Source organism: Calidifontibacter terrae, from assembly GCF_054778835.1.
The window spans coordinates 1-13,069 of the sequence record NZ_BAAGZF010000001.1; the positions used below are offsets into that span (position 1 = coordinate 1).

Consider the following 13,069-nt stretch of genomic DNA (forward strand, 5'->3'; position numbering starts at 1 on the left):
AAACGCCCGGTTACATTCCGAACCCGGAAGCTAAGCCCTTCAGCGCCGATGGTACTGCACTGGTTACGGTGTGGGAGAGTAGGACACCGCCGAACACACATTCCCGTAGGGGCCACCGCAAGGTGGCCCCTACGTTTTTTATGTCCGCGTTCGGTAACCTTGCAGGTGAACCGGATAGCTTCGTCCGAGGGGAGTCCTTCAGGGGGCTGCAAACGGAAATTTGAGGATGTGTTCGATGGGGCGGTTGCTCAAAGGCAGCTTCAACCAGTTTGGCGGGCCGGCGGACAACACCGGTCCGTCGCGACCCTGGCGGGAGACCGTTGCCGTTTGGCTCGGCCGGCTCCTGGTGGTGGCGGCGCTGTGGTCGATCGTTACGACCTTCGTCCGGCTCAAGGTATTTGGCCTGGCCGTAGCCGACGCGCTGTCCCTTGTCGGCATTCCGTCAGAACCCAGCCTCTTCGTCGCTGTCATCACCTTGGCGCTGGCCGGCGCCGTACGCCGTCGACTGCGTGCCGCGAATACCGTCGTCATTGGCTTGATGGTGTTGAGCATCTTGGCCACCGCCGGAATCGTGCTCGAGGCCTGGATCAACCCGTCGGTTCTTTCCGTCGAACACCGGTTGCGTGGCTTCGCCGGCGAATATCTCGATCTTCGTATTGGCGTCGCGTTCAACCTCGTGGCCCTCGCTCTGCAGATCATCGCCTTGGCATTGGTTGTCGCGGCTCGGCCGCGGTTCCCGGCGCGCATGCAACACGGCAGCCTGCGTTTGGGGCTCGGGGTCCTGGTCGGCGGCATTGTCCTGTCGACGCTGGTCGCCTTCAGCCTGAGCAGCGTGTTCCCCGACCGACTGGATTCGATGCGGGAGCGCTGGCGGTGGAGTCTGCGCTCGGCGGTCGGGTTGGAGACCACCCCGGGAACGCCCTATCTGGATGATCACGCCGGCCCGCATTGGATTTATGCGATCGCCGGTTTGATCAGTGCCGTTGCGTTCGTCGTGGCCCTGCTCGCCGTCTGGCGGTCCGGTCGCGGTGAAGGTCTGCAGACCAGTGAGGACGAGCTCGCCGTTCGGCGACTGCTGTTGCAGCATGGCGAGGGGGACTCCCTCGGATACTTCGCCACCCGACGCGACAAGGCAGCTGTGTTCTCTCCGGACGGCCGAGCAGTCTTGACCTATCGCAACGAGGGCAGTGTCAGCGTTGCCTCGGCCGACCCGATCGGCGACCCGGAGTCCTGGGACGCCGCCATCGAAGCGTGGCGCAGCCAATGCCGCGACCTTGGGCTCTACTGTGCGGTGCTCTCCAGCAGCGAGGAGGGCACCCAGCATTACCTCGCGGCCGGGCTGCGCGCCTTCTCCTTGGGGGACGAGGCTATCCTCGAGGCCGACCGTTTCAGTCTGCGGGGTCGTTCGATGCGACCGGTGCGCCAGGCGGTGACTCGAATCAGCCGCGCCGGCTACACCGCGGAGGTCCGGCGGCACGCCGACATCCCGGCGCCAGAGCTCGCGCAGATCGAGCGGCTGGCGCAGGAGTGGCGCGGCGAGGAGACCGAGCGTGGCTTCTCGATGGCGTTGAACCGGTTGGGTGATCCCTCCGATGGACGCTGTGTGTTGATCACCGCCCGGGATCGGGACGGAGCCATCCGCGGTTTCCTGTCGTTTGTGCCCTGGGGTGTGCGCGGTGTGTCCCTCGACCTGATGCGTCGCGATCGCGCGGCGGAGAACGGGTTGAACGAATATCTGGTGGCTAAATTGCTCGAGCTCGGTGGCGAGCTGGGTATTCGTCGTGTTTCGTTGAACTTCGCGGTATTCCGGAATGTGTTCAGCAGTGCCGACCAGGTGGGCGCGGGACCGATTACCAAGGTCACGGATGCGGCGCTCTCCTTTGCCTCGCGGTTCTACCAACTGGAAACTCTCTATCGGTCCAACGACAAATACCGTCCGGATTGGGTTCCGCGGTTGCTTTGTTATGACCCCGCGCTGACCGTTGCGCGCGCCGGCCTTGCGATGGGTGTCGCCGAGGGTTTCGTGAAGCCGATCGGTCCGAGGTTCCTGACTGGCCCTCGGCCCTCGGAAGACCAGCACCCGCGACCGGAAGCTGACTTTGTCGACCGCGTACGACAGCAGGAGAGCGAGTTGCTCCTGCCGCAGCCGGAATGTGTGCGGCTCAGCGAGCAGGCGCGCGGGCGGCGGCGTACGCTGCAGAGCTTGCAAGACAGCGGACGGGACGGCTTCCCGGCCGCTGTGCCGCGGACACACCGGGTGGTCGACGTGGTGGCCGCTCATCCCGGTATGGAGCCGAACCACGTCAGCGAGCAGACCGTGTCGGTGACCGGCCGGATCCGCGCGCTGCGCGATCTCGGTGGGGTGAGCTTCGCGGTGCTGGACGACGAGGGCCACCGGATTCAGGTGCTGGTCACCGCTGACGGTTCGCCGCAGGAAGCGCGCGAGGCGTGGCGGTCGTACGTCGATCTGGGCGACCTGGTCAGCGTCACCGGCACCGTCGCGACGTCTCGGACCGGCGAGTTGTCAGTGTTGCTCGCGGACTGGCAGATGGCAGCGAAGTGTCTAACGCCGCTGCCGGTCGGTCGCACCAGGCTGAGCGAGGACGTGCGGGTGCGCAACCGCTCGTTGGACCTGCTGGTGAACCCCGAGTCACTCGAGGCGTTGCTGCGGCGGTCTGCGGGGGTTCGCGCAATCCGCGACATCTTCACCGACCGTGGGTTCGTCGAGGTGGAGACCCCGATCCTGCAGGCGGTGCACGGCGGCGCGACCGCGCGACCGTTCAAGACTCATATCAATGCCTACAACATGGGCTTGTATTTGCGGATCGCGCCGGAGCTTTACCTCAAGCGGCTTGCCGTCGGTGGGATGCAACGGATCTTCGAGCTGAACCGCAACTTCCGCAACGAGGGTGCCGACGCCACTCACAACCCGGAGTTCACTTCGTGTGAGGCGTACGAGGCTTACGGCGACTACGACACGATGCGTGAGCTGATGCGCGAGACCGTGTTGCGCACCGCGATCGCGGTGAATGGGCGGCCTATCGCGTTGCGGCGCAACGGCGATCAGGTCGAGGAGATCGACCTGGACCGGCCGTGGCCGGTGGTGAAGGTGCATGACGCGGTGTCGGCGGCGGTCGGGGAGCCGGTCACGACCGGCAGCAGCCTGGCCGACCTGACCCGGATCTGCGGCGCTCATGGCGTCGGAATCCCGAACGGTGCGAGCGCCGGCAAACTGGTGATGGGTCTGTACGAAGCGTTGGTGGAGAAGCAGACCACTTTCCCGACCTTCTACCAGGACTTCCCGATCGAGGTGCAGCCGTTGGCGCGCCCTGGGCGTGATGACCCGCGGGTGGCCGAGCAATGGGACCTGGTGGCATTCGGGGCGGAGCTGGGCACTGCCTACAGCGAGCTGATCGATCCGATCGATCAGCGCGAACGGCTCACCCAGCAGTCGTTGGCGGCCGCCGCGGGTGACCCCGAGGCGATGGAGTTGGACGAGTCGTTCCTGGCCGCACTCGAGTTGGGGATGCCCCCGACCGGTGGTCTCGGCTTCGGCGTCGACCGGCTGATCATGATGCTGCTCGGCGCGACGAGCATCAAGACGACGCTGGCCTTCCCGTTCGTACGTCCCGCCGGCACCGACGACTGACCGCCACTCGTTTACGAGAGGGGCGGCGGCTGAGGTCAGCGGAAGTCGCGCGAGGTGGTGCGCACCGAGACGGTGAGGTGTTCCAGCCGGTCGGCCAGCAGGTTGACGATGTTCTCCGGGGACCGCTCCAGGATCCCGCGGATCACCATCGCCGGTGAGGCGCGGGCGATCCGCCGGTAGCGCTGCCAGACTCCCTGGCTGACGATCACGTTGAGTAACCCGGTCTCGTCCTCCAGGTTCAAGAAGGTGATGCCGCCGGCGGTCGAGGGGCGTTGCCGGTGAGTGACCACGCCAGCCACCTCGATCCGGCGCCCGGACTCCACCTGTAGACAGCTGGAGATCGATCGGATTCCCTGGGTGTGCAACGAGGCTCGCACATGCCGGATCGGATGGTCGGATGGGCTGATACCGGTGGAGCGCAGGTCATGTTGCAGGATCTCGCCGGCGGTCATCAGCGGCAGGAGCGGCGGTTGGTAGGGCACGTTCAGGTCGAGTTGTCCCTGCTTGACGGTGGCCGCCTCTGCCGATCGCCAGAGCGCGTCGCGGCGACTTCCGGCGATGCAGTCAAGGGCACCAGACATAGCCAGCGCCTCCAACTGCTGCGCATCGAGTTCGGCGCGGCGGGACAAGTCGGACAGGTCGGTGAACGGGCCGCCATCGGTGCGCGCGGCGACGATCCGCTCGGCCGCCGGCGAGCCCAGCGAACTGATTTGGTCAAGCCCGAGGCGTACGGCGAATGCCCCGTCGCGTCGATGGGCAGCGGTGTCGTCGGGGGAGTCGGCGTCGAAGTCGCCGATTTGATCCTCGGGGTGGTCGAGCAGACACGTCCCCATCCCCGTTCCTGTCGCGCTGGCGGGACCGCCCAGCGGCTCCAATCCGGTGTAGTGGTCCGACAGATGCAGATCTGGGGGACGCACCTCGACACCGTGGCGCCGGGCATCGCCGACCAGCGTTTGCGGAGAGTAGAAACCCATCGGCTGAGCGCGCAACAGGGCAGCTAGGAGAGCCCCGGGGTAGTGCAGCTTCAACCAGGAACTGGCGTAGACCAGAACGGCGAAGCTGAGCGCGTGGGATTCGGCGAAACCGAAGTTCGCGAAGGCCTCGATCTTGTTGTAGATCTCGTCAGCCACCTGCGGGCTGATGCCGTTGGCATACATCCCGTCGTAGAGCCGCGCGCGCAACGCATCGATTCGTTCGACACCCCGTTTGGACCCCATTGCGCGACGCAGCAGATCGGCGTCGGCCGGTGAGCAGCCGCCGACACTGACCGCCATCTGCATCAGCTGTTCCTGGAACAGTGGCACCCCCAGGGTGCGTTCGAGCACGTCCTCAAGCAGCGGGTGGGCGTAGGTGACGGGTTCCTCTCCAGTGCGCCGACGGATGTAGGGATGCACCGCGCCACCTTGGATCGGACCCGGTCGGATGAGAGCGATCTCGACAGCCAGGTCATAGAAGTTGCGGGGTTTGAGCCGAGGGAGGGTGCCCATCTGAGCCCGGCTCTCCACCTGGAAAACACCGATTGAGTCGGCCCGGCCGAGCATGTCGTAGACGCCGCGTTCACCCTTGGGCAGCGTTTCGATCCGCCAGTGTTCGTTCAGATGTTCGGCGACCAGATCGAAGGTGTGTTGCAGCGCGGCGAGCATGCCCAGACCGAGCAGGTCGAACTTCACCAACCCCATCCAGGCGCAGTCGTCTTTGTCCCACTGCAACACGGTGCGGTTCTCCATCCGCGCCGGCTCGATCGGGCAGACGCGGCCGACCGGTTCGCGGGTCAACACCATCCCGCCGGAGTGGATGCCGAGGTGTCGCGGGAAGGACAACACCTGCTGGGCCAGATCGATCACCGGGGCTGGGATCTCATGATCTGCCGTGGCGATCTCGGCGCCCCAACGTTCCACTTGGCGCGACCACGCGTCTTGCTGTCCCTGGCTGTGGCCGAGCGCCTTGGCCATGTCGCGTACGGCATTCTTCGGGCGATAGGTGACCACGTTCGCCACCTGCGCGGCGTTGCGTCGGCCGTAGCGGCGGTAGACGTATTGGATGACCTCCTCGCGACGTCGGGAATCGAAATCGACATCGATGTCGGGAGCCTCTTCGCGCAGTTCCGAGAGGAACCGTTCGAACGGCAGCCGGTAGAAGATCGGGTCGATGACTGTAATGCCGAGGACATAACAGACCAGCGAGGCGGCGGCCGAGCCGCGACCCTGGCAGAGGATCCCCTCGCCGCGGGCGAACTGCACGATGTCATGGACGATCAGGAAGTAGCCCGGGAAGTCCTTCGCCTCGATGACATCGAGTTCCTTGTCGAGGCGCTGGCGCACCTCCTGGCTCATGCGCGGAAAGATCCGCGCGGCGTTCTCTTCGGCCATTGACCGCAGCCAACTCATCGCGGTGTGGCCGGCCGGCACCTTCTGGTCGGGCAGGCGAGGGCTCGCGGCGCGCAACCGGAAGCCGGCCGCATCGGCGATCTCGACCGTACGTTCGACCGCCCCGGGGAACCGGGCGAACCGGCGCGCCATCTCCGCGCCGCTGCGCAGGTGAGCCCGGTCGCCGGCCGGCAGCCACCCGTCGAGATCGTCCAAACTGCGGCGGGCACGTACGGCGGCCAGTGCGGTCGAGAGCGGGAACTGGTCTGGGGTGGCGTAGTGGACGGCGTTGGTGGCGACCACCTCGAGGCCACTGCGGCGGGCGAGCGCGGCCAGTCGGTCGTTGCGCGGACCGTCGGTGGGGTCGTCGTGGTCGGTCAGCTCGACCAGCACGTTTTCGGCCCCGAAAAGCTCCTTGAGCCGTTCCAACTCCCGATAAGCAGCATCGGCACCTTCGCGCGAAAGTGCTTGACGCACAGCGCCTTTGCGGCAACCGGTCAACACAAACCAGGAGTTTTCCGCCAGGCTTGCGACCTGCTCCAGGTCGTGCACCGGGCGCCCCTTCTCCGCGGTGGGATGCAGGTGTCCTTCGGTCAGCGCTTCGGCGAGGCGGTGATAACCATCGACTCCGCGAGCGAGGACCACCAGATGTTGACCTTCGGGGTCGGCCACCCCGTTCTGCGGCGCGGTGAGACCGAAGGAGAGTTCGGTGCCGTAGATCGTGATCAGGTCGCCGTAGGCCTCCGCCGCTTCGGCCTGCCGGACGATGCCGTAGAGCCCGTCGTGGTCGGTGAGGGCGAGGCCGTGCAGACCCAGGCGTACGGCCTCGGTGACCAACGCTTCGGGGGAGGACGCGCCGTCCAGGAAGCTGTAGTGGGAGTGGGCATGCAGTTCGGCATACGGCACGACCGGCGCCTGGGGCCGGTCGATATCGGCCGGCTGGAAGGTAGCTCGCTTGCGGGAGAACGCCGGTCCATCGCCGCCGTCGGCCGGGCGCACAGTCTTGCGCGTCGGGCGTACGCCGTCGGAGAGGGCGCGCTCTAGGTCGGACCAGGGGATCGGTGGGTTGCTCCAGCCCATCAGTCGTACCGCGCTTCGATCCACCAACCGTCGCCCGAGCGCAGCAGCAGCCATGCCTCGTCGGCGTCGTCGACGACCTGGAAGCGAGACAGTGACGACGGTTCCTGCCACCAGTGTTGTCGGATCGGCCACGGACCGTTCCACGCGACGATCCGCCGCAGCCGCGAGCGGTCGTGAGCAGGACGCCAGAATCCGGGAGGGGCGGAGAGATTTCCGCGCGCATCGATCGTCACTTCGGTGTCATCGCCGGAGCGCACGATCGCCGGCTGCGCGGTCTCAAAGACGGTGGCTGGCTGCGGGCCGGGCAGGGCGCCAGGCCAGGGACGGCCGGCCAGGCGGTCGACCGGTGGCGCATCGCCCCACGGCCGGGTGGTGGTGCGTTCATGCAGCAACCGGCCGCCGATGATGCTGCCGATGCGCACCCCGGCGTGGCCGAGGTCGTGTTGCAACGAGGTGACGGCATGGGTGATGTGTTGGTCGGGCCGTTCGCCCCACAAACCTTGGGCGTGGGCCGCCGCGGGAGTGGGGGTGGTGGCGCCGATCTCGACTGCCACGACGCCGTCGTGAACGTCTTGCTGCTGCGCGGCGAGGTCTTCCAACTGCCAACGCACTCGCTCCACCATGTCGTGGGTGGTGAACGGCCACGCGTGACGCCAGCTGCGTTCGTACGATCGCCCGCGGTCGGTAGTCAGCGTCACCCGGATCTCGTGGGTGACCAGTGATCGGGTGCGGAGGCGCTCGGCGAGCGTGTGTGCTTGTGGGCGACACAGTTCGGTCAGGCGCTCGCTGTCGTCGCAGGGGTCGCAGGTGGTTCGGGTGGTGAGATCGTCGGGCACCTCGTGAACCGGCAATACGGGGGCATCCTCGCCCCAGGCGAGCTGATGGGCGCGTCGCCCGGCGGCGCCGAATCGGGTGTGGACCTGCGCCCTCGGCAACTTCGCGAAGGCACCCAGGCTGCGAATGCCCATGCGCTGCAACAAAGTTGCCAACCCGGGCTGGTCGACGGCCGCGGCGACGGTGGTCACCGAAAGGGTGCGCAGGAAGGCCGTCGTGTCACGGCTGGGCAGCAGCAGCACCGGCCGCTGCGAGGTAGTGGCGTAAGCGGCTTGTTCGGCTGCGAACAAGCCATCGGCGACTGCCAGTCGTACGTCCTCGAGGCCGAGTTCGGCCAACTGGTCGAGTAGTAGTTCGACCACGGCATCCTCATCGCCGTAGAAGCGAGCCGCACCGGCGATGCGGATCGCCAGACAACCCTGGCGCAGGAGGTGGACGTGGGGGACGACGCGTTCGACCGCCCGCACCACCGGGGTGAACCAACGCTCGTCGATCGCCGGGTCGTGTGGCAATACGGTCAGGTCGGGGCAGCGAGTCTGCGCCTCGCGCAATCGCAGGCCGGCCGTGACCGACTCCTGGTGGGCCGCCGGGGAAGCGGCGACGACCTTGCCCTTCGCGACCAGCGCCAGCAATTCAGGCGGATCGGCGCCGAGGCTGCGGCGGGCCGCCTCGACCGACCACTGCGGACACCACACCACCAGAGTGCGCACCGCGGGCGCGGCGGTCAGGGTGGGCTGGGCGGTCATCCATCGAGTATCGAACACGTGTACGAATCTGGTCAAGGCGGCGCGTGTCGCGCTGGGCTAACCGGGCGGCCACTGCACGGTGCTGCGCCGAACGCGGTGGCCGCGGGTCGCCTCCAAGGTCAGTTCGCGGCCCATCAGGTGGCCGTGGCCGCAGTCGAGTCCGCGCCAGCGGGAGGTTTGTGCGGTGATCGTGGCGGTCGCCCGCGGCCAGGTGTCGGCAACGATCAAGATGGCGCCGCGATGACGCAGTCGCGCTTCGAGGCGGGAGCGGGTGGCGGGCGCCAGTGGTGGGGGAGCGCAGGCCAGGATCAAGTCGACCGCCTCGGCGAGGGTGGAGATGCAGTCGACCCACTGGTCGGCGGTGGGGTGAGGGACCAGGATCAATCGCTGCAGGTCGACACCCCACTCGTTGGCGGACTCCAGGCCGAGATTGGGGAATCCAACTGCCGCGCACCAGTTCTGGGCGAGGGCTGCGCTGGAGAGCAGTCCAACGCCGACCGTGGTGGCGCCCAGGAAGGCATAGACCGAGCCGGCGCGCAGGTGGCTGCCGACCGCCTCCTGTAGCGCGGGGTGGACCGGCAAGGAGCGTGTTCCACCTTCGGCGGTCTGCAGCTTTCGGCGCAGTCCGGCGAGCATCTCGACGTCGACGGTCATGGCTCAAGCATCGAACACAAGTTCGAACATGGCAACTCGTTGGCGCTGTACGTGAAGATGGATGCATGAGCGACGAACGCGAAGTGCTGACGTACGAAGATTTCGGCCGAGCGGTCCGCGAGGTGGCGCAGGAGGTCGTCGACTCGGGGTTCGAGCCGGACATCGTGTTGTCGATTGCGCGCGGCGGGCTGCCGTTCGGTGGGGCGCTGGGCTACGCGCTGGATCTGAAGAACGTCTCGGTGGTGAATGTCGAGTTCTACACCGGAGTCGACCAGCGGCTCGAGGTGCCGATCATGCTGCCACCGACACCGGCCGCGGTCGATTTGAGCGGGATGAAGGTGCTGGTCGTCGATGACGTCGCCGACACCGGAAAGACGCTGAAGCTGGTGCAGGAGTTCCTGGTCGACCACGTGGCCGAATCGCGGATCGCCTGCATCTACGAAAAGTCACGCACCATCGTGAACTGCGACTACGTGTGGAAGCGCACCGACCAGTGGATCGACTTCCCCTGGTCGAGCCTGCCACCGATCACTCGCCGCCAGACCCAGGCGTGAAACAACTGCCCGTCCAATCGGACGGGCAGTTGTTGGTGGTGCGTGATCTGTAGTTGATCAGGCGTCGGTCGAACGGGTCGGGCGGGCGCCGAGCTCGTCGTCCAGGCGCAGCAGGCCCGGACCGTCGTCCTTGATCAGGGTGATCCGGCCGACGATCTCGCTCACCGTGGACTCTTCCTCGATCTGCTCGTTGAGGAACCAGTTCAACAGCGGGCGGGAGTCGAGGTCGCCTTCGTTCTCGGCGTCGCGGTAGAGGGCGCGGATCGACTCCGAGACGCGCTGCTCGTGGGCGTAGGCCGCTTCGAAGGCGTCGAGAACGGTCTCCACCTTGACCGTGGGCGCCGGGATGGCGCCGATCTGCGCGTTGTTGTCGCGGTCGGAGACGTGGTCGATGAACTTGTTGGCGTGGACGATCTCCTCGTCGGCCTGGCGGCGCAGCCAGTTGGCCAGGCCCGGCAGGTCCATGGCATCCATCGAGATCGCCAGCTGGCGGTAGACGATCGACGCCTCGAACTCAAGGGTGATCTGCGCGTTGAACTTCTTCTCCAGGACGGCACTCATCTTCATGCTTCGACTTTAAACGGAATCGGCCGAAACGTCAGCCGAGGAATGGCTTTCCTCAGCCCGCGACGAGCGGGCCGCCCGATGGTTCGGACGGCCCGCTCGGTGGTTCACCAGCTGTTGACGACGTCAATGACGAGGCGCTGTCCACCGTCGGTGTTGTTGAGGATGAAGGCCCGCATCGGCAGTCGACCTCGTACGCCGATGAAGAACTGGGTCTGTCCTTCGAACGAGGCGCCATAGGCGATCTGCTTGAAGTCGTACCAACCCGACACGTTGGCGACTTCCATCCGGTTGGCCGGCCGGTAGGTCGACACTCCGGAGGAGTTGTAAGCGGGTGCTTTGGCGATCACCTGCAGGATGGCTCCGCCGCGCAGATGGAGCGTCTGCCCGCTGGGATCGACGACCGCGCTGGAGACGTACCGGACGTCGTAGCCGGTGTTGTGAAGGCCCCGGCCGAGGTCGATGACCATCCGCTCGAAGCAACCGTGTTGACCGACACGCACGCCCTGGACGGTGCGGGTAGTCATGGGCGCCGAGGTCTTCGGCAGTGATCCCCACGGTGCGGTGCAAGCCGTAGCCTGCGCCACGCCACCGCCGACCGGCGCGACGAGCGCCGTGGCGGACATTGTCGCGGCCGCCACAGCGAGCGCGAGCTTCTTTTTCATGAGTGTTCCCCCTGTCCCAATGGGGCGGACCGACCGTCCCGGTTCCCAGAATCCTCCGAGGATCCTGGGAAGACCATGGGGAGGGCTATCCATCCAGGTGGCTATGGGATTGAGGGGGAGCAGGCCCTCGCGCCGTTCAGCTCGGCGGCAGGATGTCCGTCTGCGCAGGCAGGTTGGCGACCCCGACCGGGCAGGTCATTCCGTTCGGTCCGTGGTTGCAGTAACCGGCGGGGTTTTTGTGCAGGTATTGCTGGTGGTAATCCTCGGCGTAATAGAACGGGCCAGCTTCGTCGGCCGAGCGAATCTCGGTGGCCGGGTCGCCGTAGCCGCTCGCGCGCAGTTCCTGGGTGAACGCCTCGCGGGTGCGTTCGGCGGCGGCGCGCTGCTCGTCGTTGCTCCAGTAGATCGCTGAGCGGTATTGGGTGCCGACGTCGTTGCCCTGCCGGTTGGCAGTCGTCGGGTCGTGGTTCTCCCAGAACGACTTGAGCAGCAGGTCGGGGGTGGTCTTGCTCGGGTCGTAGGCAACCAACACGGCCTCGGTGTGGCCGGTGCGCCCGGTGCAGGTTTCCTCGTACGTCGGGTTCGGGGTGAACCCGCCCATGTAGCCGGCCGCAGTCGTCACCACTGCGGGCAGCTTCCAGAAGATCCGCTCCGAGCCCCAGAAGCAACCCATGCCGACGTACAGGACTTGGGTGCCGTCGGGCCATGGCCCGGCGAGCGGGGTGCCGAGCACCTCGTGGGTGGCGGGGATGCCGGGCAGCGGCGTCGCGCGGCCGGGCAGCGCCTCGTCGGCGGAGATCATCGTGGGGGTACGTCCGAATCCGAAGGCCATGTTCTGCGTAACGTCGAGCGGTCAATGATCCTTCCCGGCTGCGCGCAGCGGTCCGGGTAATCCAGTTGAGGGCAATCCGGTCGACAGCGACGATGAGGGCATGACCATCGACGTGCGGCGCATCGATTTGCTGGCCACCGACCCAGAGAGCGAGCGGCTCGCTCACGAGTTCATCCAGGTCCAGGAGCGGAACTCGCGCGCACTCTGGGGCGACGACCACGGCGGCTGGTCGCTGGCCGAGCTACAGGGACGGCGCCGGGGAACCACTCATCGCTTCGTCGATTTGATCGCCTTGGACGCCGAAAAAGTGGTCGGGATGACGGCGCTCGCGATGCCGTTGACCGACAACACCCACTTGGGCTTCTTCACCGTACGAACAGATCCGGGTCATGAGCGCAGCGGCGTTGGCTCGGCGCTGGTCGCTGCCGTCGAGGAGTATGCGCGGGCGGCGGGCCGCACGACGCTCGAGGCCGACACCGAGACCCGGCAGGGGGAGCCCGCCACCAGCGAAGAGTTCGCCCACCACCGCGGATACGCCCCGGCGCAGGTGATGGTCCGCAGCGAGATGCGGCTGCCCGCCGATGAGGTCCGGTTGCAGGAGTTGGCCGACGGTGACGGTGTCGAGGATGCCGCAGCGTTCAGCATCGAATCTCGAGTCGACGACATTCCGGATGAGTGGTTGCCGGGTCTCGCCGAACTCGAGCGGCGGATGAGCCTGGATGCGCCACAAGGAGATCGGGACGCTGAAGAGGAGGAGTGGACGCCGCAGCGAGTGCGTGAGGACCTGCAGTGGGCGCTCGATGCCGGCCGGCGGATTCTGCTCTCGGTCGCCTGGGAAGGGGAACGCATGGTCGGCTTCACCAACCTGGAGATCCCCTCGGAGTCCCCCTGGCTCGCTTTCCAGCAAGACACGCTCGTCCTGCGCGAAGCGCGCGGCCACCGGCTCGGCGTACGCCTCAAAGCCGCGAACGCTCGCGAACTGCAGCGCGAGTTCCCCGGCGTACGAACGGTGCTGACCTGGAATGCCGAAGACAACGTGCACATGCTCGCCGCGAATGCTGACCTGGGCTACGAGCGCACCGGGACACTGACCTTGTGGAAGAAGGCCCTGGCGTGACCTGATCG

Annotated in this window: 9 protein-coding genes and 1 rRNA gene; 4 read left to right on the forward strand and 6 right to left on the reverse strand. The window is 66.6% G+C overall.

Annotated features, from left to right (window positions below; all coding sequences use genetic code 11):
- Both rrf and lysX read left to right on the forward strand, forming a co-directional pair.
- Nucleotides 1-95, forward strand: a 5S ribosomal RNA gene (gene rrf, locus ACYU98_RS00005); the annotation flags it as partial.
- 140 nt (nucleotides 96-235) lie between these two features.
- A complete protein-coding gene (gene lysX, locus ACYU98_RS00010; RefSeq protein ID WP_460466117.1) occupies nucleotides 236-3,649 on the forward strand; it encodes a bifunctional lysylphosphatidylglycerol synthetase/lysine--tRNA ligase LysX in 3,414 nt (1,137 codons plus the stop codon).
- A gap of 35 nt (nucleotides 3,650-3,684) precedes the next feature.
- Here the strand turns inward: lysX and ACYU98_RS00015 are convergent, their stop codons facing one another.
- The 3 genes from ACYU98_RS00015 to ACYU98_RS00025 are packed head-to-tail and all read right to left on the reverse strand — an operon-like array spanning nucleotide 3,685 to nucleotide 9,329.
- On the reverse strand, nucleotides 3,685-7,095 hold the full coding sequence (locus ACYU98_RS00015) for an error-prone DNA polymerase (RefSeq protein ID WP_460466627.1): 3,411 nt from the start codon (nucleotides 7,093-7,095) through the stop codon (nucleotides 3,685-3,687).
- Nucleotides 7,095-8,675 carry a DNA polymerase Y family protein gene (locus tag ACYU98_RS00020; protein WP_460466118.1) on the reverse strand — a complete coding sequence of 527 codons (1,581 nt, stop codon included), beginning with the start codon at nucleotides 8,673-8,675 and terminating at the stop codon, nucleotides 7,095-7,097. Before ACYU98_RS00020 ends, ACYU98_RS00015 begins: the two co-directional genes overlap by 1 nt.
- Nucleotides 8,676-8,732: 57 nt before the next feature.
- Nucleotides 8,733-9,329 carry a hypothetical protein gene (locus ACYU98_RS00025; RefSeq protein ID WP_460466119.1) on the reverse strand — a complete coding sequence of 199 codons (597 nt, stop codon included), beginning with the start codon at nucleotides 9,327-9,329 and terminating at the stop codon, nucleotides 8,733-8,735.
- Nucleotides 9,330-9,394: 65 nt separating this feature from the next.
- Between ACYU98_RS00025 and ACYU98_RS00030 the strand changes: the two genes are divergently transcribed.
- Nucleotides 9,395-9,883, forward strand: a complete 489-nt coding sequence (locus tag ACYU98_RS00030; protein WP_460466120.1) for a phosphoribosyltransferase — start codon at nucleotides 9,395-9,397, stop codon at nucleotides 9,881-9,883.
- A 57-nt stretch (nucleotides 9,884-9,940) separates the two neighbouring features.
- On the opposite strand, the gene ACYU98_RS00035 is transcribed toward ACYU98_RS00030, so the two are convergent.
- The 3 genes from ACYU98_RS00035 to msrA all read right to left on the reverse strand — a co-directional run bounded on the left by ACYU98_RS00035 (nucleotide 9,941) and on the right by msrA (nucleotide 11,944).
- Entirely contained in the window at nucleotides 9,941-10,450 is a 510-nt protein-coding gene (locus ACYU98_RS00035) for a ferritin (protein WP_460466121.1), read from the reverse strand.
- Nucleotides 10,451-10,554: 104 nt separating this feature from the next.
- The gene (locus tag ACYU98_RS00040; protein WP_460466122.1) at nucleotides 10,555-11,112 is read right to left on the reverse strand and encodes an AMIN-like domain-containing (lipo)protein; all 558 of its coding nucleotides are present in this window, start codon (nucleotides 11,110-11,112) and stop codon (nucleotides 10,555-10,557) included.
- 136 nt (nucleotides 11,113-11,248) lie between these two features.
- Nucleotides 11,249-11,944 (reverse strand): peptide-methionine (S)-S-oxide reductase MsrA, encoded by a 696-nt coding sequence (gene msrA / locus ACYU98_RS00045; protein ID WP_460466123.1) that lies wholly within the window; start codon nucleotides 11,942-11,944, stop codon nucleotides 11,249-11,251.
- A 100-nt stretch (nucleotides 11,945-12,044) separates the two neighbouring features.
- Between msrA and ACYU98_RS00050 the strand changes: the two genes are divergently transcribed.
- On the forward strand, nucleotides 12,045-13,061 hold the full coding sequence (locus ACYU98_RS00050; RefSeq protein ID WP_460466124.1) for a GNAT family N-acetyltransferase: 1,017 nt from the start codon (nucleotides 12,045-12,047) through the stop codon (nucleotides 13,059-13,061).
- Nucleotides 13,062-13,069 lie beyond the last annotated feature (8 nt).